The sequence below is a fragment of the Serratia plymuthica genome, assembly GCF_018336935.1.
GTDB lineage: Bacteria > Pseudomonadota > Gammaproteobacteria > Enterobacterales > Enterobacteriaceae > Serratia > Serratia plymuthica_B.
Genome location: NZ_CP068771.1, coordinates 2,404,247 through 2,428,826, shown reverse-complemented (window position 1 = coordinate 2,428,826; position 24,580 = coordinate 2,404,247). Strand labels below are relative to the sequence as shown.

The following is a 24,580-nucleotide window of genomic DNA, read 5'->3' as shown; positions in this document are numbered from 1 at the left end:
GCTAAATATAACCTAACGATATCTTTGCTTACTCAGTAGGCAACGAGGAGACGTTTATCATGAGTGCAAATCAATCCAATTTATCAGACTCTCACTATGGTTATGATTTTGTCGTAGCCACTTCTCAGGCCAGCATTAATGGAACGATGAAAGAATATTTATACAATTCCGTCTTCCCCACGGTAAAGATGTATTGGAATCAAGATGATCAAGGCCAGCCGGTAGTGATATCCCGAGAGGAACTCTTGCAGCAAACTCAGGGGACCGATCCGCTAACCGTGCCAAATTGGAGTCAGGGCGACCCCATGACACCTGAAATAGAAAATATTAATAACAGCAATTTCTATTTTGCCTTTGAGGCTGCTATAGGTATTCCTGCCGACATAGAGCCTAATGCCATTCCTGATATCGTTACGCTGCAACCCACTAGCCAATCAGTCATTTTCAATCTGATTTGCGCGCAGTTTACGGTCGTGACCTGCAACTTTGGCAGGCATGGCCTGACCAGTTTTTTCAGTGCCACACAACCTACCAATTCGCCCTGGCTTTTTACCTCCATCGTTTCATTAAAACAAATTATGGATAATGCCGATCTGCCGCCGGACGTTCAGGAACAGCTTAACAATCTGGGACCGGACGCTTTCAGCGTACAACAACTGTTTTTTGATTTAGATAACGCAGCGCTGGAGTCAACGCCAACGATCAATGGCGTTACGCCAGGCACACCGGCTTACACGGTATTGTCCGAAGTGTTTTTAGGGGCCTATTTCACGGCAATGAAAGCCAATGCCCAACCCGTGTTGAATTATTCTATCGTACAGAACACGCCCGACAACAATCCGTCGACCCTAAAGTTGACTAAAATGGAACTTGAGGTCAGCCCCTATACACCGAGCAGTACCAGCACCAATGATTTAAATACGCTTAATTATCTGTGTGAAGTCAATGGCAACAGCCTTCCACCGGCGGTACCTTTCTCCTGGAATTGGGTCGAACCTGCCGAAGAGTCCAGTTTTGACGGCGTTATTGCCATAAACAGGAATACCTTCGCAAATTATTTTAAAAGTCAGCTATCCAATTACGTATCAGCAAACTGTTATAAGGCCTGGGTGAGAGTCTGGCTTTCCGGTTTTCTTGATACGACGATCAATTACAGTTGGTCCATGACCCCTTATCAAATGCCGACCGTCGATATTCCGGCGACGGGGAGTACTATTTTAACCTATTCCTACAGCTCTTCCGACAATGATGACGCAGGGCTTGGCGGCGACATGGGCGAGATGACATTGGGTACGACGTACAATGCTACCGTTACCTTTGCCGGCAATACCATTGTCGTTGAGCAAAAATTTGTCGTGTCGGTCTATATTCGATCCCTGCAGTCCTCGGAAAGCTGGAAAGCAATAAACAAGACCATTACAGATACCTATACATTGGCTATCGACCAGGAAGGGCATTTATCAGCCAGTCTGATTTCAGTACCTGTCGACAATTCCGATGCTACGCCGAGCACCAACTGGTTTATTGAGATCTTTACCGGCCTTAATGATCTGGTTGGTGATGTTGCCGACTGGGCCGGCAGTTTTTCTCAGACGGGATTCCACAGCATACCGTTAAACGTTGCCCAGCGTTTCGTTTTCCCTGGAGGCAAAACATTTACCTTCAAAGACGTAGATTTTTCTAACAATCAGGACCTGGTTTCACATATTTCGTATGTTCAACCAGGACTGACAGCCAAGTCGATTAAGCCGGCTAAATTCTGAGAAGGTAAATAATATGACTACGCCAAAAGTAGAAGTCTCGGTAGAGTTGATGAAAAATTACAAACAGACGTTACTGATGTCGCCGGAGAAGCAGTTTGAAGCTCTCCAAACCCGCAGTGGCAACTCGCTGTTGTTTTCAGTGGGTTCGGACGGCGCGTTTTACGCCACCGAAGAGACGATAAAACACGATACCGGTTGGGAAAAAAACAATATCAGCGCCGGGCAGATTGCGCAGAGTTTTCCCGGGCAGAGTAACATTGTTTGTAAAATGTTCGATGCGGGGCAAAGCGTGGTTGATGGCACCGTTGGCCTGGCGATGGTGCTTAATGACGGCGTAAACGATCATTTGTTTCTGAGCCTGGGCAATTCCAACGCCGATACCGATTGGTTAAAAAAACCGGTGTGGGTTCAGTATCCGTTTGATAACCCGACAAAGAACATCACCATTGCCGGCGTTTTTCTGAGCGAGACCCTTAACAACAAACAATATATCGTTGTCGATATATTAAGGGATCCCAGCAGCGCTGAGCATCTGATTTCCCGCTATTACATCAACACCTTGGGTACGCCCGCCTGGATGCCGCACGATGTGTCGATAGATTTGGAGGCCGGCAGCTACAGCAGCTGTTTGGGCCGCCAGTATTTGTCCGGTAGCCCTCATCAACCGACAATCGATGGGTTGTATACCGCCGGACAGGTCGACGGTAACCCGCAGTTGATTTTCCAGCCGCTGTACAATGTGTTCAACCCTGATATACCGGCGCTTTCGGCCCGTTTATCGCTCCCCGGCAACCTGATTGCCGACAGCATTGCCTCCTGCCGTAAACCCAATATGTCCAGCGATCTGTATGTTTGCAGCAACGGTGGGCTTTACTGCTTTGCGAGTGATAATCAGACGGATGGCGCCATGGGTGTTTTACTGGCGCAAAGCAGCCTATTTAACGGCGTGAGAAAAATGTACGCTGCGCAGTCCAACAATATGTCCGTTGTCTGGGGATTGAATGGCAACGACGAGATTTTTTACCTTCGCTGCCCACTGGGTCAAGAGCTGGCATCGCCTTCAGCATGGAGCTACCCATTGCCGATCGTCACTGCGGTCGATCAGTTCTCGCCTTATCTGAATCGGGTGGACGACGGCAACACCTTCTTCACGGTAGCGGGCAATCTGTTGAATAAATGGGTGAAATCGACAGACAATACGCTGTGGACGTCACAGAGTATTACGCTGCCTTCGCCGGATATTAAAGATACCCAAAAGTACAGCTCCTATACCACCCGGATCCAGGTCAGCGATGAGAATAACCAACCGCTGGCAGGGGAGAGGGTCTCCATCAGCGCCGGTTCCAGAGTCGGCGTCTATATCAATCATTTGTATTATATTATTGATGCCGCCGGCATTCAGATAAATACCGATGAGTTTGGCAGTATAACCGTCATCGAATGGATAAACGGCCTGAGCGGGACCCGATTGAGCGTATTACCCGCCAATGGGCCAGCCACGCTGGTGGACCCGATGGACAAACCGATGCGGAAAATCGCGCAACTTAATAGCGTCGACAGCCTGAAGCAAGCCACCATTACCCATGCTGACGGCTCGTCCAGCCCCTTGATCGGGGCCGGCGTCTCCAATGCGGAGCTGCAAAGTGTTGCCGCATCAAATAGTCAGTTAGGCGAGGTTTACGGCACATTGGGCACTGCCGCTTTGCAGAAAATGGCATTGGCGCAACAAATGTCGCCTACATCGTCCACATTGAGCGTCGATGGAATAGATGCCCTGTGGGTCGACATCGGTGACCTTTTCAGTTGGTTGGCGTCGGGAGTGGAAGCCGTTATTCAAATCATTGAGGATGCCGCAAGCAAAACGTGGAACTTCATTGCCAGGATTGCCGGGAAGGTCTATGCGGCGGTACTGGACGCCGCTGAAAAAGTGGTGGAGGCTGCGGTTTGGGTCTTTAACGCCATCAAAACGGCCATTACGGACTTGATCCAGTTCCTGGAGTTCCTTTTCGAATTCAAAGATATCCTTATTACCCATCGCGTGATGAAAAATGTGTTTACCCAATGGGTGAAGCAAAGCGTAAACAGCTTGAGTGGCCTCAAGACGGAAGTGTCTGCGGTTTTTCTCGCGTTGCAAAACGATATCAATAGATGGGCGGATATTCCGGGGTTTAACCAAACGCCGGCTGGCACCAGCGCCGTAAATCCGCCGTTGGATGGGCAAAACAGCGCGCCGGCTCAGCTCGGTTTACACCATTATCAAGGCAATATGTCGAGCGCGAGTTCGACATTCAGCTCCCCTTCGGTGGATCAGGCGATTTTTCAAGACCTGCTTAACTTGCTTGATAGCGAAGAGGCCACGTTAGTCGGCGCCTATAACGCGATCCAAACGGATATTATCGGCCAGTTTGATACGTTGTCGGTGACTCAGATCATACAAAAATTCACCGCGATTATTGTTGATACCCTACTGCAAACCACGGAGAACATTCTGCTTGCTGCTATCGATGTGTTTGTTCAATTGGCTGAGGGTTTTCTGAGCTTACTGGACGCGCCTCTTGATATTCCCGTGATTTCCTGGCTATACAAAGAATTAACCGGCGACGAACTTTCCTTCCTGGACCTGTTCTGTTTTATCGCTGCCATCCCGGCCACCCTGGTCGGTAAAATCGCCCTTGGTGCCACTCCCTTTCCGCAAGGGGATGCATTCACTCAAGGATTACTGGCGGCCGAAGATTTTGAGCAGGTCCGCCAACAGTTCTTCACGTTGGCGTCCTCTTCGCTGCCCGGTGCCAACCGATATCGCACTGCTGAAACGCCGGTACTGGATGATGCACGTCTGAAGGTGTTTGGTCTGGTCTCCGCTTTCTTTGCCTTAGCAGGCAGCGTAGGACTGGTGGTAGTCCTTTCACTGCAACGCGTGACTGAGGAAGGCGATGGCAGTTTCGCGGATAGTTGGCCAAAAACCTTGGCTTTGGTGGGGGCGATTGCCAATGTGTCTTATGTTTCCCCCAATTTGGCGACATTGATCAATGCGCTGACCGCCACCTGGTGGCAACAAATGAACAATACGCTGACCGGGATAAGTATTGTCAAAGGATTCGTTAACATCCCGCTTGCGACGTTGCCGACGGGACATCTGGCCACTACGATATCTGCCGGTGTGGAGTCGGTGATCAATCTGGTCTGGAATGTGCCGGTTATCATGAATATTGTTGAAAATCATGAGAAGTGGAACACCAGCTATAAATCATTGATCCCGGAGTCTATCGCAAACTTTGCCTTTAATTTCGGCGGTATACTCGAGTTTCCTATCGCCGTGACCAAGGATCCTCGCGCCAAACTGATTGAAAGCGTGATTCAATACGCGCTGATGGTCGGGTACGGCGGGATGTCGGTGATCGCCGGTGGCATCAACGAATCCTCACATTGAATCGAACTGGCGCAGCGCAATCGGCTTTGCCCGGTTGTGCTGGCGTCGTCGGTGGCGCGTGCAGGGCACGAATGCATCTGTGTCGAAGAAACGCTGTTCGCCTGAAACGAAGATCGGCACTGGAAAGACTGGCGGGGGAAGGGAAATATCCCGGCCCGCAAAGCAGGCCGGGCAGTACGACGTATTAACCTGGGTAAATGCCACGCTCTTTACGTGCGGTCAGGATACGCTCACAGGCGACGATATAAGCCGCTGTACGCAGGCTGCACGTTTTCTCTTCGGCTTTGTTCCAGACGTGAACCATAGCGTCGGTCATGATCTTGTCCATACGCTCGTTGATTTCGCTCTCGCTCCAGAAGTAGCTGGCCATATCCTGCACCCATTCGAAGTAACTGACGGTCACGCCGCCGGCGTTACAGATAACGTCAGGCACTACGGTAATGTTGCGTGAGCGCAGCACGTCGTCCGCGTCTGGATAGGTCGGGCCGTTAGCGCCTTCCAGTACCAGCTTGGCGCTCAGGATTTCTGCGCGCTGGCGGGTGATCTGGCCTTCCAGCGCCGCTGGGATCAGGATATCCATGTCGACCGACCAGAAGGCTTCGCTTTCAATCTCTTTGGCGCCAGGGAAGCCCGCGATCTGCTTGTTCTTGGTCTGCCATTCGGTCAGCGGGGCCAGATCGATGCCGTCCGGGTTGAACAGGGTGGCTGAGTGGTCCTGAATCACCACTACACGGGCACCGACGCCAACGAACAGACGAGCGGCTTCGCTGCCTACGTTACCAAAGCCCTGTACCGCGACTTTAGCGCCTTCAATTTCAACGCCAAGACGCTTGGCCACTTCGCTGCCGGTGACGAACACACCGCGACCGGTGGCTTTTTCACGGCCCAGAGAACCGCCGAGGTGAATCGGCTTGCCGGTGACCACGCCGGTGATAGTGGTGCCGTGGTTCATGGAGTAGGTATCCATCATCCAGGCCATGACTTTCGAGTTGGTACCGACGTCCGGTGCAGGAATATCTTTCTGCGGCCCGATGATAAAACCGATTTCGCTGGTGTAGCGGCGGGTCAGTCGCTCCAGCTCGCCTTCAGACAGTTTGAAAGGATCGACGCGGATACCGCCTTTGGCGCCGCCGTACGGCAGGTTGACCGCCGCACATTTGATGGTCATCCATGCTGACAACGCCATGACTTCATCGAGATCAACATCCGGATGGTAACGGATGCCGCCTTTACCCGGGCCGCGCGACAGGTTGTGCTGAACGCGGAAACCTTCGAAGTGGCGGATAGAGCCGTCGTCCATTTGCAATGGGATGTCGACAATCAGCGCACGCTTGGGGTGACGCAGGGTATCGACCCAACGAGAAAGGTCACCCAGGTAAGGTGCAACGCGGTCGATTTGTTGCAAGTAGGTGGCCCAGGCCGTTGTGCTGCTTTCTGAAGCGTAGGATAGCTTTTCCATAACCAACCTTTTTTAAAATAGGTATTTATTTTGTTTAACCGTGGATTACTAAGTGCATAACACTTTTGCGACGCTAAATTTACCATTAAACCTGCCGGTTGTTAGCCCCCTCTGACAGGGCTGCAGGCCGGTTTCCAACGGGTTTTGACGGCTAAAAATGAATAGTTAATTACTTTTGTCAGGAGGTTGCGTGAGGCATTCATGCTTTATGCACAAAAAGCGCATAAATTTTGCCTTTATCTATTTGTCAGAAGCTTGAATGTGATCAAAAAGTTTCATTTTATTTAACCATCGGGTTGACAATGCCGTTTCCTGACGGCAACGAAAAATCCATGTTAAAACGGCCTGGCATCGTATCTTTATTAAACGAAATCGACGCCAACTGACTGATATATCGAAAATCTTGTGCTATCAATACACCGAAGCCGCAAAATGTGGGCTACAGCGCAGTTCGAAGCCTCGTTTTATGATGCGTAGCGGCATTCACTTTCCGTTAACAAAAGGGCTGGTGGCATGTTGCCGCTGCGGACTCAACATATGCGGTCAACGCTGTGGTAAATCGGGGAGCCAGCGCAGGCAGGGCGACCGCTCTCCCGCTCGGCATTGCACAGCAAGTAAGGTATGCTAAGCGGCTGACCAAATGATGAAAACCGGCCAAAATCATCATGCTTATCGCTACGGAGAAACGGCAGAGTGCTGAAACCCACGTCCCAACTTGAATTATTGCAGTCGGTCGCCGACGGCATCGCAGCCCTGTTTTTCCCGAATGTGGAAGTGGTGATACACGATCTGTCGACCAACAAAGTCGCCTACCTCGCCAATAACCTGTCGAAGCGCAAACCGGGCGACGATGCCGGCCTGGACGATTTTGATATCAACAGCGGCGCACCGGTCACCGGCCCTTACGAGAAGCTCAACTGGGATGGCAAAAAAATGCGCTCGGTGAGCATTCCCGCGCGCGATGAACAGGGTAATCCGAGCTATCTGCTGTGCGTTAACCTGAGCACCGGCATGTTCGAGGACGCCAGAAACGCGCTGGACATGTTCTTGTCGGTGACTCGTCTGCAACCGCAGCCGCAGCAGCTGTTCAAGGATGACTGGCAAGAGAAGATTAATACCTTCCTGCATGAGTGGATCCGCCTTCAGAACACCTCGCTGTCATCATTGAGCCGTGAGCAAAAAAAGCAGCTGGTGATCGATCTCTACAATGAAGGCGCCTTCAAAGCCAAAAGCGCCGCCGATTATATCGCCAACGTGTTATCCCTTGGGCGCGCGACGGTCTACAAATACCTGAAAGAACTGAAAAAAGGCGAGGGCGCCGCTTAAGCCCCGTTCAGCTCGGCTAACCTGTCTTGCGGTAATTTTCCTTCAGGATGTCGACCAGAGCCATAAAGGCCGGTGAACCGTGGCGACGATGAGGATAATAAAGGTGATACCCCTGAAAATACGGGCACCATTCAGAGAGGATTTCTGTCAGTTTCCCGCTCTGGAGATAAGGGGCGACCAGGTAATCGGGCAGGTAAGCAATGCCGATACCCGCCAGCACGGCGTCTAACTGATGCAGGGTGCTGTTTGCCGTGAATTGCCCCTTCACTTTTGCGCTAAACTGATGTTGGCCTTTTTCAAACTCCCAGGCATAAACACCGCTGGTGATTGAATGACGGATATTAATGCAGTTATGCCGGATAAGATCGTTAGGGGTTTCCGGGGCGCTATATTGTTGGAAATAGGTGGGCGTCGCCACCACGCACAATCGCCAGTCCCGACTGATCCGTACCGCCACCATGTCCTTGTCAATAGACTCGCCCAAGCGTATACCCGCATCAAAGCGGTCCTGGACGATATTGGTAAAGCCGTAATCGATACCGATTTCAATATTAATCTCAGGATATTTTTTTAGAAAATCGGCCAGCACAGGCCGAATCAGGTACTGAACGGAATCATCGGAACCTGTCAGGCGAATCGTCCCGGACGGCGTGTTCCTCATCGCCCCCAACTTTTCCAGCTCATCGTTTATCTGCTCGAATAAGGGCCCCAGACTGCGCAGCAACATTTCGCCTTCTTCGGTAGGGGCCACGCTGCGGGTGGTTCGGGTCAGCAAGCGATACCCCAGTTTTTCCTCCAGCGTTTTAATCGTGTGGCTCAGGGCCGAAGGGGTGACGCCAATCTCCGCCGCCGCTTTGGTAAAGCTCCGCAATCTGGCTATGCACAGAAACGCTTTTAGATCATCCACGTAGCTTCTCCTCTGGGGCTGGGTCCAGGCGTTGATGGGGGCCGGTGCCTGAGTGTGTCTTATCTTATCCAAATGCAGGTTGAGAGAAAACCATTGATGAATTTTTCTCACAAAAGCGTAAAGATTTTTGGCATTAATTGCGCTAATCATTGTTGCTATATTGACTGCGTCGACAGGCCCTTTAAATAAAACTTGAAATGAGTCGTTTAAATAAATGACCTGCGTTCAGGTTTGAGTTGTTATTCGCCGATTTATTTATACGAACGCCGAAGAAATTAACCTCACTATTTCAACCGAGAGTAATCAGATGAAGAAAATAGCGTTATCGCTGGCCCTGCTGGTCAGTTCATTCACCTCTATGGCAGCCGATATGTCTAACGGCGCAAATAATTTTTACCGGAGCGATAAGGTAACGACGCAAAAGATCACCTTTAACAATCAATTCAAAATGAAGATTGTAGGGAATCTGTTCATGCCTGAAAACCTGAAACCGGGCACCCGCTATCCTGCCATCGTCATTGGCCATCCGATGGGGGCGGTGAAAGAGCAGAGTTCGAACCTTTATGCGCAGAAGCTCGCTGAGCAAGGTTTTGTCACCCTGGCTATCGATCAGTCTTTCTGGGGTGAGAGTGAGGGGCAACCTCGTAATGCCGTCGCACCGGACCTCTATGCGGAAGCATTCAGCGCAGCGGTTGACTATCTGAGAACCCAGCCGTGGGTAGACAAAGAGCAGATTGGCGTGCTGGGCATTTGCGGGAGCGGCAGCTTCGTCATCAGCGCCGCGAAAATCGATTCGCGCATCAAAGCCGTTGCTACGGTCAGTATGTATGATATGGGCGCGGCAATGCGCAATGGGATCAAACATTCGCAAACGCTGGAGCAGAGAAAGCAGATGATCGCCGCCGCATCCGAACAGCGCGATGTGGAGTTCGCGGGCGGAAAAACCGAATACGTCGGCGGTACCGTGCATGAATTGACAGCGGACACGCCGGCTATCCAGCGGGAGTTCTATGACTACTACCGCACGCCGCGTGGCGAATTCACCCCTAAAGGTTCGTCGCCGGCGCTGACGACCCATCCGACGCTGACCAGCGTCGTCAAGTTCCTGAACTTCTACCCGTTCAACGACATTGAGACGATCTCTCCTCGCCCGATGCTGTTCATCACGGGTTCTGAAGCTCATTCGCGTGAGTTCAGCGAAGCGGCCTATAAACTGGCCGGCCAACCGAAAGAACTGGTCATCGTGCCGGGCGCGGGCCATGTGGATCTGTACGACCGCACCGACCTGATCCCGTTCGCCAAGCTGGCTTCTTTCTTCCACAGCAATCTGAAGTAAGCGTTTCGTCTCCGTAACCTCGGGCCGCGCATTGGCGCGGTCTTCAACCTGAGTTTATTTCACGGGTAATGAAAGGACATGCCATGGGAAAGACCTCTATGCGGGTTAGCCAATATGCAGCTTTACTCTTGATGCTGCCGACAGTCGGCACATTACAAGCAGCCCAGGCCAGTGCTGAGAACCAGAGAGAAACCGTAACCCGGCAGGTAAAAATGCATGATATTCGGATAGCCATAGGTTCCACCCATCTGACGGCGACGCTTGAGGATAATCCGACGGCGCGGGACTTCGTCAAACTGCTGCCACTCACCTTAACGCTTAAAGACTACGGTGATGCGGAGAAAATCAGCGGCGCGCTGCCACAGCGTCTTTCGCAAGACGCGGCCCCCGAGTCTGATGCCGGCGCCACCGGGGACATTGCTTACTATGCTCCCTGGGGGAACATGGCTTTTTACCGAGGCCGCGGACCTGAAGCCGCAGGGGTTATCAAAATAGGCAAAATCACTTCAGGCCTTGAGGCCCTTAACCGACCGGGAAGCCTACGCGTAACAATCACCCTTGGGAATTGAATCTGATGTGGATTTGACTGCGTTCACTCATCTTCGCCACCCATAATATGTCCTGCTGTTTTACGGGATATTTTCATTTCGGAGTAACCCATGACCACCTCAACCCGATCCTCGTCAAGACGCTCTCTGGCGAGTGCCGTCGGCTCAATGGCGCTGTGCGTCGCACTGCTGATCGCCTCGGAGTTTATGCCTGTCAGCCTGCTGACGCCTATCGCCGGCGATTTGCATGCTACGCAGGGGATGGCGGGGCAGGCAATTTCCATCTCGGGCCTGTTCGCGGTGTTGGCCAGCGTATTTATCGGCCCGCTAGCAGGCCGCTTTGATCGCCGCTATGTCTTGATGAGCATGACGGTGCTTATGCTGCTGTCGTTGATTCTGATCGCGCTGGCACCCAGCTTTTCCTTGTTAATGGTCGCCCGCGCACTGCTGGGTCTGGCCGTGGGCGGTTTCTGGTCGCTGGCTACCGCCACGGTGATCCGCCTGGTTCCTGCACACCGGGTCCCCAACGCGCTCGGCGCCGTTTACATGGGTAATGCGGTCGCCACCGCGTTCGCGGCACCGATTGGCGCCTATCTGGGTGGACACTTCGGATGGCGTTGGGTGTTTGCGGGCCTGGTGCCCCTGGTTTTGATTAACCTCGTCTGGCAGGCGAAAAGCCTGCCGTCGATGCCGCCACAGGCCGCCATTCCGGTCACGCGCCTGTTCGGATTGCTCAAACGCCGCTACGTCGCCATAGGTATGCTGGCGGTCATGCTGACCTTTGCCGGTGCCTTTGCCGCATTTACCTATTTCCGTCCCTTTCTGGAAGGCGCGACAGGTGTTGACTCAGACAAACTCTCATTGCTGTTGTTGGGCCTGGGGGCAGCAGGTTTCGCCGGCACGCATTTCGCCAGCGCCATGCTGCAGCGCAATCATCTGTATCGGCTGCTGGTTTGGTTGCCGGTCGGCCTGGCGGTGATGACCTTAGGCATGGTCGGAGCAGGCCACGTGTTTGCCGCTGTTGCGGTCATGATGGCCGGATGGGGCATGCTGAATGCGGCCATTCCGGTGTGCTGGTCTACCTGGCTCGCCAGAGAGATTAATGACGAACCGGAAAGCGGCGGTGGCCTGATGGTGGCATCCATTCAGCTAGCCATAATGCTGGGCGGGGCTGTCGGCGGACATTTGTTGGATTCCATCGGCGTGGCCGCGCCGTTGATCGGCGGCGCAGTTTTACTGCTGCTGGCGGCCTGGGCGACAGGAAACGGACACCGCCTGCAACGGCCAGAGCAAGGTTTTTGATTCGTCCTCTTGAATTTGTGGCTTTCTCTGATATGGTTGTATTGCGCAACTATATTAAAGGAACCATTATGCCCAGCGCCGAAAACCATCCGTATTTGCAGCCTATCAGGGATGCCTCACGCCATCTGGTGCGCGAGCTGGGTTTTATGGGCAACACGTTGGCGGGGACCGATTTGCCACCGTCCGCCGTGCATGCGCTGATCGAAATAGGCGATCGGCAGGTTGATACCGCCGCGCAGCTGTGTACGGTGCTCAATCTGGAAAAATCCAGCGTCAGCCGCATGCTGAACAAGTTAATCAAAGCAGGGCAACTGGCTACGCAACCCAGCGAGCGTGACGCGCGGGAGAAAATTCTGCGGCTGACGGAACAAGGGCGGCAAACGTTGGCGGGGATTAATCGTTTTGCCGAACGGCAGGTGCTGAATGCGCTGGACATTCTGCCGACGGCGGCCGGCACCGGCATTGCCGCCGGTCTGCAAACCTATGCTGCCGCATTGCACGCTCACCGGGTTGGTGAGGCAGCGCCGCTACCGGAGACAGAGATTGCCAGTGGTTACCGCCCCGGTTTTGTCGCCAGAACGCTGGAAATGCATATGCAGTATTATTCGCGCACGGTTGGGTTCGGCGCGTTTTTCGAATCTACGGTAGGAGCGGCGCTGGCCGATCTCGCCGGGCGCCTGTCCCATCCGCTGAACGAGACCTGGTCCGCGCTCAGCGGCGGGCGCATTGTCGGTTCGGTTTCCATCGACGGCGAATCACTGGGCGATAACCGCGCTCATCTGCGTGCCTTTATCATCGATGACAGCCTGCGCGGCAGCGGTGTGGGCCGGAAATTGCTGAACCGGGCGGTGGCCTTTTGCGATGAACGCGGATTCCGTGAAACGCACCTGTGGACGTTCAAGGGGCTGGATGCGGCCCGACATCTGTATGAAAGCGTCGGCTTTGTCCTTGCAGAAGAGCAGCAGGGCGAGCAGTGGGGCCAACCTATGACCGAACAATTATTTATTCGTCCGCAGGGCTGAGCGTTTCAGCGCGGTGAGTTTCCCCCCAGGCACACATCATATCTATGACCGGGATCAGCGTGCGGCCTCGTTCCGAGAGGCTGTATTCGACCTTGGGCGGGATCTGCGGGTATTCCTTTCTGATGACGATACCGTCTCTTTCCAGCTCTTTTAACGTCGAGCTTAGCGTTTTATAAGAAATGGTGCCGATACAGCGCTGCAATTGGTTGAAGCGTAATACCGGCTTATATTGCGCCAGCCAGTACATAATGATCATTTTGTATTTCCCGCTGATCACCGACAGCGTATAGCCGTATCCGGTCTGTTCGAGGTCGATGCCCGTTGGGCTGCAGATATCTTCGAGGTTCATCTGATACTTTCCTAAAGGTTAGTATATGTAGTCAGTGTGCGTATTTTACATTAATAAAGCATAACATATGATGCCCCGGTGAACTCATTGAAAGGGGAAGTCTGAATGAAAACGCTGGTGGTAGTCGCTCATCCTGATATCGAAAACTCGATGATCAATAAAGCCTGGCTGACCGAGCTGAGGAGATATCCCGAACTTTATACCATTCATGAATTATATAAAGTCTATCCAGACTGGCGGTTCGATGTCGAAAAAGAGCAGCAACTGATTGAGCAACATGAAAAAATTGTTCTGCAATTTCCGGTATTCTGGTTCAGTTCGCCACCGCTCCTGAAGAAGTGGCTGGATGATGTGCTGACTTATGGCTGGGCCTATGGTTCGAGCAGCGGTTATAAAATGAAAGATCGTAAGATTGCACTGGCCGTCACGGCGGGGATCAGCGCTAAGGGTTACTCGCAGGAGGGCAGATATAAGTATTCACTGGATGAGATTTTGCGGCCTTTTGAAATCACGGTTAACTATGTGCGGGCAAAATACGGTTCATTCCATGCATTCTACGGCAAGGAAAATACCCCGGACGCCGAAGTTGAACCCTTAAATCATCATGATATTGAACGCAGCGCGTCGGAGTATCGAGCGTTTATCGCCAATCTGAACTAGCCCTGTAGCGCGCGCGCCGTATTAAATGGCGCGCGCGGTAGGGTTATGGATTATCGCTGCTATGCACAGTGAACCCTGAGCGGCCTGGCGCGATATGCTCTTTCAGGGACAGCTCGGGGATATGGTATTCCCCGGCATTTTGCCGCCGGAACGGAATAGGCGGGGTATCCCACAGGCTGTCCAAACGTTGCCCGAGTACCTCACAGGCCGCGGCAAACCGCGTTGGGTCTATCTTGTCGGTTCGGTAGAGCACGAACGGCGGCAGTACGTCAAAGCCGGGATAATGCAAAATCCCATGCTGGATCGGGAATAAAATATCATCCATAGGTCCGTTGATGCCGCGCGGGCCGTAATGCGTTTCCCAACCGCCGGCGGTGACCATCAGCATGGCGCGTTTGCCGGCCAGCGTGCCCTCACCATAACGATCGCCCCAGTGGGTGTCGGAGTGTTCCCCCACGCCATAGGCGAAACCGTAGGCGTAAACCCGTTCTACCCAGCCTTTGAGGATCGCCGGCATCGAGAACCACCACAGCGGGAATTGCAGGATCACCGTGTCGGCCCACAGCAGCTTTTGCTGTTCGAGTTCAATGTCTTTGCTTTGCAGCCCATCGGCAAATGCCCGTTGGGAATCGCGTGCAGGATCGAACCGCTCGCCCGTTTGTGTTGCCGTGCTGTCATCCGCGTCGAGCACGGCTTTCCACTGCATGGCGTAAAGGTCGGATACCTGGACGGTATGCCCGGCATCCTCCAACCGCTTGATTGAAAAATCTCTCATTGAACCGTTCAGTGACTGCGGTTCTGGGTGTGCGTAGACGAGAAGAACATTCATGGTAGACCTCCATTGCAAGATAAAAGCAGGGTAGGTTTTTGTCAGGTATAGTAGAAATGAATTTCTAATATTCCAGGTATTAACATGACTAATCTCAGACGACTGGATCTCAATCTGTTGGTGACGCTGGATGCCTTGCTCGCCGAACATAATGTGACACGAGCGGCGCAACGCCTTAATTTCTCGCAGCCTTCGGTTAGCGTGCACCTTGCCAAGTTGAGAGAGATTTTTGGCGACCCGCTGTTGCTGCCGGGGCCACGAGGCATGCGGCCTACCGCGCGTGCCGAGGCGTTACGCGAACCTTTGCGGCAGGCGCTCGAGGCGCTGGAGCAAGCAGTGGCGCCGGCGAGCCCTTTTGATCCTGCCGGTGCCTGCAATACCTGGCGGGTAGCCGCCTCCGACTACGGTGAATCGACCATCATCTTGCCGGCCTTGATTGGCCTGCGTTCAGTGGCTCCGGGCACCCGATTGGCGGTGTTCGAAGCCGTGCCCGCGCGTCTCGCCCGGCAGGCGGAGCAAGGGGAAATTGATCTCGCTTTCCATACTCATGAAGGAGCGCCAGAGAATCTGCGTCGGCGTACCTTGTTTAGCGAACGTTACGTCCTGGCAGGCCGTGCCGGTCATCCTCAACTGGCGGTTCCCCCTACGCTGGAACAATTCTGCCGGATGGAGCACGTGGTGGTGTCGCCGGACGGCGGGGGATTTTACGGCAATACGGACAGCGTATTGTCAGAGGCCGGCCTGCAGCGCCGGGTGGTGCTCTCGGTTCCCCATTTCTTGTTTATCATGTCTGTTCTTGCCAGTTCCGATCTGGTGGCCATGCTGCCTTGGCGGCTGGTGCGCAATAACCGGGCGCTACAGGTGGTTGAAGCGCCCATTGAGGTCCCCGGATTTGAAATGGCCATGTTGTGGCACGAACGATCCCACCGCGATCCGGCGCATCGATGGCTGCGTGAGCATATCGTCGCGGCAGTGGACTAACGGTTGATTTATTAATGGAAGTAATAGGGGAGTTAACGATCGCCTGGCAGCGGAATCAGCATTTTCCGACTTAATGTCCCGGGCACCATCGCGGTATTCTGGCGATAGCCTTTCTTGCCGCCGGGACCTTTTCTATGACACACCATCTTCTGATATTGGTTGAACTTGCGCACGAACATCATGCCCGCCTCGAATTGGCTGGTTTTACCGTCCATGCCGCTAGTTCGGTAGCGGCATGGACGGTAAAACCAAGGGTCGATATACAGGCGGTACTGACCAACGGTTCCATTGGACTCAGCGGAGACGACATATCCGCGCTGCCGGCGCTTGAAATCATCTGCGCACTCGGTGCGGGCTACGAAAATATCGATCTGACGGCCGCGCAGGCGCGGGGTATTGTCGTGACGCATGGCCCCGGCACCAATGATGCCTCGGTTTCCGACCATGCGATAGCGCTGCTGATGGCCATTGCCCGAGGGATCCCACAGGCCGATGCGGCCGTTCGCCGGGGGGAATGGAAGCAAGCACGGCAACCGCGTCCGATGGTTTTCGGCAAAAAAATGGGGATCCTCGGCCTCGGTAATATCGGCATGCAGATTGCCCAGCGCGGGGCTAAGGGTTTTGAGATGCCCGTGGCTTACCACAACCGCCAGCCGCGTAACGATACGCCTTATCGCTATTGTGCAAGCCCGGTTGCCTTGGCCGAATGGGCTGATTTTATGGTGATTGCAACCCCTGGCGGCAGGCAAACCAGCCACATTGTTAACACGGAGGTGCTTGATGCTCTGGGCCCAAACGGCTTTCTGATCAACATTGCGCGCGGTAGCGTGGTAGATACACCGGCGCTTATCAACGCCCTGCAACATCAACGCATCGCCGGCGCGGCGCTTGATGTGGTAGAGGGCGAACCTGCCGTACCACCGGAGCTTGCACGGTTAAACAATGTTATTTTAACGCCGCATATCGCCGGGCGGTCTCCCGAGGCCATTGCCGCAACGGTCCAGTTGGTTATCGATAATCTGTCGGCTCATTTCCTGGCAGAACCGCTGCTCACACAGGTGATATCAGGTGACAACGTCACTTAATAAGGGCAAGGCGTGTTAATTTGCAGCCTCTAAACGACGTATCTTGTTAAAAATCTGCAGGCCAAAAATCGCTGAAAAAACAAAGGGTGAACACGTTGAATACCAATATTTATGGTCAGCCGGTTGGCTTCTCCTTACCTGAGTGGCAACCGGTATCTCTCCCGGACCAGAGGCCGCTTAACGGTCAATACTGTAATCTCTTGCCCCTTGAAATAAGCCACTGCGAAGGCTTATTCCATGCATTTTCTCTGGCAGAGGATGACAGAGACTGGACCTGGCTTGCCGCAGAAAGGCCGGTCTGTTTACAAGACATGATGTTTTGGCTTAAGAATAAAATCGAAGACGGCAACCTGGTTTCATGGGCCGTGACGGACGTAAAAAGTGGCGCTCCGGTTGGGGTTGTCTGCTTTAGCAATATGGATGCGGTTAACGGTGCGCTGGAAATTGGGCATGTCACTTGGTCACCGCTTATGCAAAGAACCGCCATGGGAACTGAGGCCATTTACTTGTTGCTGCATAACGCCTTTTCTCTGGGTTATCGCCGCGTTGCATGGCGTTGTGATTCACTGAATAAGGCTTCAAGGAAAGCCGCCGAGAGAATGGGGTTCATATTTGAAGGGCGATTTCGTCAAGCCATGACCCGTAAACAACGTAACCGTGATACCGATTGGTTGTCTGTTATAGATATTGAATGGCCGGTCATTGAGAAGTCTCTTGCTGGCTGGCTTTCACCTGAAAACTTCACTGAAGATGGTGCGCAGAAGCTTAGGCTTGAGGCGTTTTTTCGCAGCAATAAGCTTTAACTACGCAAGAGAAAGTTGAAAAATGGGTTGCTGAGTATGATTTTCACCGGTAAATATTGGCGAATTCTGTAAGGCCAGAGGTGCCAATATTTCTCAGATTTCACGTAGCGCGATCAAAAAGAAGAGGGTAAATGACACATTCTGCGGCCGCGAGGATCATTACTTTATACGAACAACATGCCGAAGCCTGGAAAAGGTTGCGGACAACGGATCTGTTTGAGCGGCCTTGGCTGGACAGATTCCTGAATCTGGTGCCGACAAATGCAAGGCTCCTGGATATCGGTTGTGGTAATGGAACGCCGATCGCTGAATATTTCATTCGACAAGGTTTTAGCGTACTGGGGATTGATAGCTCAGGATCAATGATCGACGCATGCCTGAATAAATTCCCGCATCAACAGTGGCGAGTGACAGACATGCGAGAATTGGCACTGGATGAAACCTTTGGTGGGCTGATTGCCTGGGACAGCTTTTTTCATCTTACGCGTAATGACCAACGCCAAATGTTCAAAGTTTTCCGCAAGCATGCAGGCAGCAAAGCAGCATTGATGTTTACCAGTGGCACAAGTGACGGCGAAGCGATTGGCACATTTGAAGGCGAGCCATTGTATCATTCGAGCCTGGCGCCGGCAGAGTATCGACAGTTGCTGCATGAAAATGGCTTTCACGTAGTGAAGATGGTTTTCGAAGATCCTGAATGCCGAGGACGAACAGTGTGGCTAGCGCAAAGCACGATCTGAGGCAGAATGCGGATAAGGTCATGATAAAGGCCAAAACCTCAGAATCTACGTATCCTTACCTTGGTGCGCATAATGTATATTATGTTAAATTACATGCATGAGTTCATTCGTTCATGATTGTCCTTCCCATTATGGCGACCTGTTTGCCCCTTCTCTATATCTATTGCGTTTTGCGCTGATCATCTCATTATTAACCCAGGCAAGGCTATCAAGTTTTTCTATGAGTTCTGGGGGCAATAAGAGCGTACCGCCATCAACTGGGCAACTCATGACTGGACTCTACCTGCACGCAGTTTTTCGAAAATGAAACGGCTTGGTGATTGGCCTCTCGGGAGAGCTGGTATCGAACGTCCAAAGAGGCAGCCGGCACAGGTTTTATGTCATGCGGTTTGCCGGCCGCTTATCTTCGCCCACCGATTTTGGATTAAAACCCCCTGCTTTTTTGATCGCGCTACGTGAAATCTGAAAGCATTTGGCACCTTGTGTACTCACAGATTTGTTCAAAACACACCAAAAAAACGGCCTGTTTTGCGCGAGGTATGTTCACGGCGGCCCACTTTGCGTAAAGGTTGCCGCCGTGTCGTCAAACCGGCTTTAACTCATCGAGTTCAAAGTAACCGTTATAACCTTTCAGATAGATCGCCGCGCGATGTTGGAACAGCAACAAAGCCTCGGTTCGGGTTTCCGCTTCTGCGTTCAAAATAGTGGAATGCACCTTTTGCCCGATCGGGAACCGGCTATTCCATTGCGCAATTTTCTCGGCTGGCGCCAGTGTAGCGCCGTGTTTAACCCTGTCAATCACATCGGCCACTTCCTTGATGGCGTCATTTCCGTGACGTTGTAACCTTATTGCCTGCAACTCGTCTTCTGTCGTTTCTGCTTTGATTTTTTCGACCAAGCCACTGACCACTTCGCTGTGGCCCAGCTCGGTAAATTCAGGTGTGCCCAGGCTCATCAGATATTGAATGCTTGCGGTCCAGCGCACCGGGCTGGCGATTTGTTGCGCCAGGCAGGTTAACAGCGTGTCATCGTCATAGGGGCGTGCCGTTGTATTGGCAATGACAGGGATCTTCAATGCTGAGAACTGAAAGTTTTGCAGGTAACTTTCGAATTTGTCCATTGAGCCCCGCATCAACCTGGAGTGAAAAGCACCGCTGGTATTCAGAGGAACACAGCGCATTCCGCTCTGCTCAAATTCAGTTACCGCTTTTGTGACATCGTCACGCTGACCGGAAATTACAATCTGCGAGGGTGTATTAAAGTTTGCCAAATCAATGGTATCCAGTTTTTTTTCCGTCAAGAATGCCCGCAGATTCGCTTCACTTAGCCCCAGCACCGCAGCCATGCCGCCGCCCGCCGCCTGCGCCATTAATTCGCCGCGTTTCTTCACCAGCTTCAGGCCGGTGGCGAAATCAAAGCACTCTGCGGCCAGCAACGCATTGAACTCCCCCAGGCTATGCCCTAAAACAAAATCCGGTTGGATACCTGTCTCTTGCCGTTTCTTGTAATAAGACAATGCATTAACTACATAAATGGCAGGCTGAGTGTATTGGGTCTTATTAAGCTCGCCATCAGGGTCATCAAGACAGAGGCGCTCGATCGAATAGCCTAAGATATCGTCGGCAATACGGGTTAAATCAGGGAACTGGCTGAACAGTTCTCGCCCCATTCCTGGCTGCTGGGAGCCCTGTCCCGGGAACATATAAACTCGAATTGGCATAGTCGTACACTCCTTCTCATTGAATCTATTAGCCACCACCCCTGTCACGCTTTCACCTGCGATAACAGGGTTTCAAGCGACGTCATCCCGTCACTGAACGGGTTTAAGACATAACCGTGTCGACAGGTAAAATCCGGCGAATATTTTAAAAAGTTGGACAAGCTGCCAGTGGCGGAGGCATCAATAAAAAAGTGGTCGCTCATGGTGGAAAATACGGAATCGACCAGGGTGGAAAAATCGACCTTGTCTCGGATGACTTGCCATAAATAGCCTTGGGCATCAGCTTGTTGCATCGCACCGACGGCACGCCCCAGCACCGAGGAATAAACGGGCATCGTTGGCGCGAAACATGGCGTTTTATCCAGTAATTTTTGGTATGAAGGTTTGATCGCATCGATCGAGGCTGAATGGAATGCATACCTGACCGGCAGCGACAAGGACAAAATATCGCGCTCCGTCAGCTTCTGTATCGCACTGGCGACAGCGCTCTGTTCACCCGAGATAAAGAAATTATTGCCGAAATTAACACCGGCCAGCGTGCAGCGAGAAAAGACCTCTGTGGCGCGATGAAAAATGTCCGGCGCAGCCAACACGACGGCCAATCTTCCTGCCGGCGCATGTTGCTCCAGCAAATGCGCCTGTTCAACGACCAACCTAAGCGCGTCGTCCAGCCGGAGCATCCCGGCGACCACGGCGGCGATGTATTCCCCCAAACTGTGGCCGACCACGGCGGCGGGTTGGATGCCCCTGGCTATCAACATCTGAGCCAGGCTGTAGCCAAAACAAAACAGCGCCGGGTGGGTATAGCGGATATCGTCAAACTCAGCTGCGGTATCACGTTCGCTGTAGAGTTGTTCCAGCAGGTTCACCCCGCTGAGCATATAAACCTTGTGGCAAAGGCGATCCATCGTCTGGCGAAAATGGCCGTCGGAATGATAAAAAGCCCGTCCCATCTGATAGTACTGGCTCCCCTGGCCCGCGAACATAAAAACGAACTTGTGCGGCGTAGCCGGCGGCGAACCGCTGGGGTGCGCCTGTCGCGCTGCGGCCTCTTGAGGTTGGGCAATCGGCATTGGCGCTTCGGTAATGCGCTGGTGCAGTTTCGTTAACACATCGCCGGGGCCCACTTCGGCAAAGTCATCACAGCCTTGCGCCAGCAACCAGGAGATAGACTCATACCAGCGGACCGGGCTGGATATTTGCCGGGTCAGCAGCGTCTGATAATCCGTGCGGGGATAAGCGCGGGCCGTAACATTTGACAGAACGGGAGTCGATAAGGGCTGAAAAGTAAACTGCGTCAGATAATCGGCGAATTCCCTTTCGATATCCGACATCAATCGTGAATGGAACGCCGCACTGACATTTAATTGAACAAAGCGTGCGCCGGCCTCGAGAAAACGAGGCTCTAACGCCAGCACTTCATCATAAGCGCCGGAAATGATGCATTGCTGAAGGGAGTTGATATTGGCGATGTCGACGTGCTGAAAACCGCTTTCGGCCAGGATGCGTTCAATATCAGCGACATTGATTTCCAGCACGGCGGCCATGGCCCCTTTGGGGGCAAGGCTCATCAGCTGCCCGCGTTTTTGCACCAGCTTAAGTCCGGTAATAAAGTCAAAAGCGCCGGCGGCAAACAGCGCGTTATACTCTCCCAGGCTGTGCCCGGCCAGGATATCCGGCGGCGCCGCGCCGCGCGCTTTGCGCTCCAGGTAGCTGAGCGCATTCACGGTATAGAGCGCCGGTTGGGTGTACTGTGTCTGGTTTAAAACGCGCTGCGGATCCTTGATGCAAAGTTCGGCAATGTCATACCCGAGAGCCTGACTGGCTTGCGCTGCCAGCTCAGGGAATTGTTCGAAGAGGCCATAACCCATGGTGCGATACTGCGATCCCTGACCAGGAAAGGTATAGACTGTTTTCATAAATTCTGCGCCATCCGCTTAAGAATAGAAGTAAGAAGGTGAAACATCGCTTTTGAGCAAACCGATCTTTGTCGACAGCATCGAGGCGGCTTCCTGCATCAAGATTTCCCCGATTTCATCCACGTGGCGGTTACGCCAGTCTTCATAAGCGGAGCCTTTTACCCATTGATTGAAAGCACCCAACGCCGGCCCGCAATGCACCTGGTAGTCAACCTTGTTTTCCGGATCGCCGGCTAGCGCCAACCGCGAGCTGTAAGCAAAATACCAGCGGAAGACCGCCACCATTTTACGCCGCGGCTGCCCTTCTATCTTTTCCAGCATTTCTGGGCGGCGAGCTTGATAATATTGCTTCACGTCTTCCCAGACGGCGGATAGCGGCCGTTTAAAATACTTACCTTCAAGCTGGTTTTTTATCGCCTGCGGCAGCTCATCCAATGAATTATATTGCTGATAAAGCTGGTAAAGCTTATTGGCGCGAGCGGGGAAAAACACGCCACGCCTAAGCACTTGCACCTTGGCGCCCTGCTCAAACATATCGCCTGCCGGCGCATAGTCGGTATCCTGAATATTGATGTTTTGCAGCAGGTCTTTCACTTCGTCGCTGGTCGCCGCCTCTACCGAACACTGATTCACCGAACCGGTGATGATAAAATCAGCTCCCAGCATAAAGGCCGCCATCACGGCTTCCGGCGTGCCTATACCACCGGCGGCCCCGACCCTGAGCGGTTTCTGATAGCCTTGCCGGGCCGAAATATCCCGGCAAAGCCGGGCAATGGCCGGAAAAAGAACATACGCATTGCCTTGATCGGTATGGCCGGCAGAATCTGACTCGACGCAAATATCCTGGGCCATGGGAACCCGCGGCGCCAGCTCCGCCTCTTGCGGCGTCAGTAACCCTTGCGCGTAGAGCTGGGCAACGACATCAGGCGGCGCCGGATTGGCAAAAACCTCGGCGACTTCAGGGCGTGAAACCTTTGCCATCAGCGTATGGGGAATGACCAGCTGTTGGTCTTTCCCCAGGTGAATGCCGCGCAGCCGGTAAAGAACCAAGGCAGGCGTAATCGCAATATAAGCGGCGGCTTCAATAAAACGAATATCATGGGCCAGGAACAACTCGATCCGGCGCATTTCCTTTTCCGGAAACTCATAGTCAGCGAGCATGTTCATGCCGAATGACTCTCCGTTCAGATCAGACTGAATGCCTAAAATGGCTTCTCGCAACAGCGGCAGGCTCAGCCCACCCGAACCGAAGAAACTCATCATCCTGGCCCGGGCCATCGCCACGACCAGTTTGCGGGATGCAATTCCCTGATACATTGAGCCACTGGAGTAGGCGTATTTAACGCCATAGTCCTGGCGGAACGCCGCACTTCCCAACCGCTCAGCCTGAGCCAGCTGCCGTCCTTCGCCAGCCTCAGAATGAGGCGGGTGTTGGCGGCGTTCCGCCAGCGTTTTCACATAGGTCATTATTGCCTCTCATTCACTTACTCAGGCAGTCAGGAAAGCCTTAACGGTCGGCATCCCCTTTCATGGCAAAGGATGGATAGTCTGGAAAATCCCGTGTCGCCGGATATTTGGCAAACGTCATGACTTCCCGGCCATTGGTCAAAACCGTTTTGTCGGCATTCAATTTAAACTCGTAGCTCACGTAGCTCTGGCCTTCCCCCCAGCGCTCATTGTGCGTGCGGGTATTAAAGGTTGTACGCAGGCCATCCGGGGAGATCACCGCCATTTCGTTCGACTCATAACTGATCACGATTTCTTTCAGCTGGTGCGGGGGGCTGGTCGCCAGAATATTGTAGTTCCCGTAATACATCTGATTTTTCGGCGTGGCCTTTTCGCCGTTATGGCGGCCGCCCAGCGGAATACCGCCGTTATCGAGAACCGTAATGTAGAAACCGCCGTCACGCACAATCCACCCGGCGGCAGGCAACGCCATCCCGGCGACGGAGTACAAGCGATAATCGCCATCCGGATTGCCGGTATAAGGTTTCAATTCAATGCGTTTTTGTGCGACCAGCGTTTTTACGTCAATGCCGAATTCCCGGTCAAAATAAGCGATGGCGTCTTCTCTTTTTTGCGCCACCTGCTGCTCATTGAATCCCATGATATGCCTGTAGAAATAGTCACTGGTGCATAAGGTGCCCAGGCACCCGGTCACCCCGGGGAAAGGTTCACTCTTGGTGATATTAATCACGCCGGAGCCCATAAAGGTCAGCACCTGGTTAAATCCCATCGGTTTCGGCAAAGGGCTATCCGCATACGCATTGAATGCCATCAATGGCAGGGAAAAAGCCGCGACGGCGGCGAACTTTCTTTTAAATAGGTGCAATGACATCGATATCCTCATCAGTTGTTTTATAGCTAACCGGGTTAACCTTCCATTTCCTTGCGCCCTTCG

General features: G+C 53.0%; 20 protein-coding genes. 12 read left to right on the top strand and 8 right to left on the bottom strand.

Annotation, left to right across the window (positions count from 1 at the left end; all coding sequences use genetic code 11):
* Window positions 1-59: 59 nt before the first annotated feature.
* Both JK621_RS11250 and JK621_RS11245 read left to right on the top strand, forming a co-directional pair.
* A complete protein-coding gene (locus JK621_RS11250; protein WP_212559862.1) occupies window positions 60-1,763 on the top strand; it encodes a hypothetical protein in 1,704 nt (567 codons plus the stop codon).
* A 76-nt stretch (window positions 1,764-1,839) separates the two neighbouring features.
* A complete protein-coding gene (locus JK621_RS11245) occupies window positions 1,840-5,193 on the top strand; it encodes a hypothetical protein (protein ID WP_249337176.1) in 3,354 nt (1,117 codons plus the stop codon).
* Between the two features lie 184 nt (window positions 5,194-5,377).
* On the opposite strand, the gene JK621_RS11240 is transcribed toward JK621_RS11245, so the two are convergent.
* Window positions 5,378-6,652, bottom strand: a complete 1,275-nt coding sequence (locus JK621_RS11240; protein WP_212559860.1) for a Glu/Leu/Phe/Val family dehydrogenase — start codon at window positions 6,650-6,652, stop codon at window positions 5,378-5,380.
* A 693-nt stretch (window positions 6,653-7,345) separates the two neighbouring features.
* On the opposite strand from JK621_RS11240, the gene JK621_RS11235 reads away from it, so the two are divergent.
* Window positions 7,346-7,978: a helix-turn-helix transcriptional regulator gene (locus JK621_RS11235; protein ID WP_212559859.1), complete on the top strand. Its 633-nt coding sequence runs from the start codon at window positions 7,346-7,348 to the stop codon at window positions 7,976-7,978.
* 16 nt (window positions 7,979-7,994) lie between these two features.
* Here the strand turns inward: JK621_RS11235 and JK621_RS11230 are convergent, their stop codons facing one another.
* Window positions 7,995-8,885, bottom strand: a complete 891-nt coding sequence (locus tag JK621_RS11230; RefSeq protein WP_212560185.1) for a LysR family transcriptional regulator — start codon at window positions 8,883-8,885, stop codon at window positions 7,995-7,997.
* A 307-nt stretch (window positions 8,886-9,192) separates the two neighbouring features.
* On the opposite strand from JK621_RS11230, the gene JK621_RS11225 reads away from it, so the two are divergent.
* The 4 genes from JK621_RS11225 to JK621_RS11210 all read left to right on the top strand — a co-directional run bounded on the left by JK621_RS11225 (window position 9,193) and on the right by JK621_RS11210 (window position 13,093).
* Entirely contained in the window at window positions 9,193-10,221 is a 1,029-nt protein-coding gene (locus tag JK621_RS11225; RefSeq protein ID WP_212559858.1) for an alpha/beta hydrolase, read from the top strand.
* A gap of 83 nt (window positions 10,222-10,304) precedes the next feature.
* On the top strand, window positions 10,305-10,790 hold the full coding sequence (locus tag JK621_RS11220) for a cyclophilin-like fold protein (RefSeq protein ID WP_212559857.1): 486 nt from the start codon (window positions 10,305-10,307) through the stop codon (window positions 10,788-10,790).
* Window positions 10,791-10,880: 90 nt separating this feature from the next.
* Complete coding sequence (locus tag JK621_RS11215) at window positions 10,881-12,071, top strand: MFS transporter (RefSeq protein ID WP_212559856.1); 1,191 nt, start codon at window positions 10,881-10,883, stop codon at window positions 12,069-12,071.
* A 68-nt stretch (window positions 12,072-12,139) separates the two neighbouring features.
* Window positions 12,140-13,093: a bifunctional helix-turn-helix transcriptional regulator/GNAT family N-acetyltransferase gene (locus JK621_RS11210; RefSeq protein WP_212559855.1), complete on the top strand. Its 954-nt coding sequence runs from the start codon at window positions 12,140-12,142 to the stop codon at window positions 13,091-13,093.
* Here JK621_RS11210 and JK621_RS11205 read toward each other — a convergent pair.
* On the bottom strand, window positions 13,074-13,442 hold the full coding sequence (locus JK621_RS11205) for a winged helix-turn-helix transcriptional regulator (protein ID WP_212559854.1): 369 nt from the start codon (window positions 13,440-13,442) through the stop codon (window positions 13,074-13,076). The genes JK621_RS11210 and JK621_RS11205 overlap by 20 nt on opposite strands.
* A 105-nt stretch (window positions 13,443-13,547) precedes the next feature.
* On the opposite strand from JK621_RS11205, the gene JK621_RS11200 reads away from it, so the two are divergent.
* Window positions 13,548-14,102: an NAD(P)H-dependent oxidoreductase gene (locus JK621_RS11200; RefSeq protein ID WP_212559853.1), complete on the top strand. Its 555-nt coding sequence runs from the start codon at window positions 13,548-13,550 to the stop codon at window positions 14,100-14,102.
* A 43-nt stretch (window positions 14,103-14,145) separates the two neighbouring features.
* Here the strand turns inward: JK621_RS11200 and JK621_RS11195 are convergent, their stop codons facing one another.
* On the bottom strand, window positions 14,146-14,931 hold the full coding sequence (locus JK621_RS11195; protein ID WP_212559852.1) for an NAD(P)H-dependent oxidoreductase: 786 nt from the start codon (window positions 14,929-14,931) through the stop codon (window positions 14,146-14,148).
* An 84-nt stretch (window positions 14,932-15,015) separates the two neighbouring features.
* Between JK621_RS11195 and JK621_RS11190 the strand changes: the two genes are divergently transcribed.
* The 4 genes from JK621_RS11190 (at window position 15,016) to JK621_RS11175 (ending at window position 18,540) form a co-directional block, all read left to right on the top strand.
* Complete coding sequence (locus JK621_RS11190; RefSeq protein WP_212559851.1) at window positions 15,016-15,912, top strand: LysR family transcriptional regulator; 897 nt, start codon at window positions 15,016-15,018, stop codon at window positions 15,910-15,912.
* A 134-nt stretch (window positions 15,913-16,046) separates the two neighbouring features.
* Complete coding sequence (locus JK621_RS11185) at window positions 16,047-16,997, top strand: 2-hydroxyacid dehydrogenase (RefSeq protein ID WP_212559850.1); 951 nt, start codon at window positions 16,047-16,049, stop codon at window positions 16,995-16,997.
* A 95-nt stretch (window positions 16,998-17,092) separates the two neighbouring features.
* Window positions 17,093-17,800, top strand: coding sequence for a GNAT family N-acetyltransferase (locus JK621_RS11180; RefSeq protein ID WP_212559849.1), 708 nt, complete (start codon window positions 17,093-17,095; stop codon window positions 17,798-17,800).
* A 131-nt stretch (window positions 17,801-17,931) separates the two neighbouring features.
* Complete coding sequence (locus tag JK621_RS11175) at window positions 17,932-18,540, top strand: class I SAM-dependent DNA methyltransferase (RefSeq protein WP_212559848.1); 609 nt, start codon at window positions 17,932-17,934, stop codon at window positions 18,538-18,540.
* A 583-nt stretch (window positions 18,541-19,123) separates the two neighbouring features.
* On the opposite strand, the gene fabD (JK621_RS11170) is transcribed toward JK621_RS11175, so the two are convergent.
* Genes fabD (JK621_RS11170) through JK621_RS11155 form a run of 4 tightly spaced genes read right to left on the bottom strand, consistent with a single transcriptional unit; the run spans window position 19,124 to window position 24,517 of the window.
* The gene (gene fabD, locus JK621_RS11170; protein WP_212559847.1) at window positions 19,124-20,260 is read right to left on the bottom strand and encodes an ACP S-malonyltransferase; all 1,137 of its coding nucleotides are present in this window, start codon (window positions 20,258-20,260) and stop codon (window positions 19,124-19,126) included.
* 44 nt (window positions 20,261-20,304) lie between these two features.
* On the bottom strand, window positions 20,305-22,179 hold the full coding sequence (gene fabD, locus JK621_RS11165) for an ACP S-malonyltransferase (RefSeq protein ID WP_212559846.1): 1,875 nt from the start codon (window positions 22,177-22,179) through the stop codon (window positions 20,305-20,307).
* Between the two features lie 18 nt (window positions 22,180-22,197).
* Window positions 22,198-23,646: a PfaD family polyunsaturated fatty acid/polyketide biosynthesis protein gene (locus tag JK621_RS11160; RefSeq protein WP_212559845.1), complete on the bottom strand. Its 1,449-nt coding sequence runs from the start codon at window positions 23,644-23,646 to the stop codon at window positions 22,198-22,200.
* Between the two features lie 40 nt (window positions 23,647-23,686).
* Window positions 23,687-24,517, bottom strand: a complete 831-nt coding sequence (locus tag JK621_RS11155) for a hypothetical protein (protein WP_212559844.1) — start codon at window positions 24,515-24,517, stop codon at window positions 23,687-23,689.
* Window positions 24,518-24,580: the final 63 nt, after the last annotated feature.

Coding starts and splice junctions, on each gene's coding strand:
- JK621_RS11200 (WP_212559853.1), top strand. CDS start 13,548: ATGAAAACGCTGGTGGTAGTCGCTCATCCTGATATCGAAAACTCGATG.
- JK621_RS11210 (WP_212559855.1), top strand. CDS start 12,140: ATGCCCAGCGCCGAAAACCATCCGTATTTGCAGCCTATCAGGGATGCC.
- JK621_RS11205 (WP_212559854.1), bottom strand. CDS start 13,442: ATGAACCTCGAAGATATCTGCAGCCCAACGGGCATCGACCTCGAACAG.
- JK621_RS11220 (WP_212559857.1), top strand. CDS start 10,305: ATGGGAAAGACCTCTATGCGGGTTAGCCAATATGCAGCTTTACTCTTG.
- fabD (WP_212559846.1), bottom strand. CDS start 22,179: ATGAAAACAGTCTATACCTTTCCTGGTCAGGGATCGCAGTATCGCACC.
- JK621_RS11195 (WP_212559852.1), bottom strand. CDS start 14,931: ATGAATGTTCTTCTCGTCTACGCACACCCAGAACCGCAGTCACTGAAC.
- JK621_RS11190 (WP_212559851.1), top strand. CDS start 15,016: ATGACTAATCTCAGACGACTGGATCTCAATCTGTTGGTGACGCTGGAT.
- fabD (WP_212559847.1), bottom strand. CDS start 20,260: ATGCCAATTCGAGTTTATATGTTCCCGGGACAGGGCTCCCAGCAGCCA.
- JK621_RS11160 (WP_212559845.1), bottom strand. CDS start 23,646: ATGACCTATGTGAAAACGCTGGCGGAACGCCGCCAACACCCGCCTCAT.
- JK621_RS11225 (WP_212559858.1), top strand. CDS start 9,193: ATGAAGAAAATAGCGTTATCGCTGGCCCTGCTGGTCAGTTCATTCACC.
- JK621_RS11175 (WP_212559848.1), top strand. CDS start 17,932: ATGACACATTCTGCGGCCGCGAGGATCATTACTTTATACGAACAACAT.
- JK621_RS11155 (WP_212559844.1), bottom strand. CDS start 24,517: ATGTCATTGCACCTATTTAAAAGAAAGTTCGCCGCCGTCGCGGCTTTT.
- JK621_RS11245 (WP_249337176.1), top strand. CDS start 1,840: ATGTCGCCGGAGAAGCAGTTTGAAGCTCTCCAAACCCGCAGTGGCAAC.
- JK621_RS11185 (WP_212559850.1), top strand. CDS start 16,047: ATGACACACCATCTTCTGATATTGGTTGAACTTGCGCACGAACATCAT.
- JK621_RS11215 (WP_212559856.1), top strand. CDS start 10,881: ATGACCACCTCAACCCGATCCTCGTCAAGACGCTCTCTGGCGAGTGCC.
- JK621_RS11240 (WP_212559860.1), bottom strand. CDS start 6,652: ATGGAAAAGCTATCCTACGCTTCAGAAAGCAGCACAACGGCCTGGGCC.
- JK621_RS11250 (WP_212559862.1), top strand. CDS start 60: ATGAGTGCAAATCAATCCAATTTATCAGACTCTCACTATGGTTATGAT.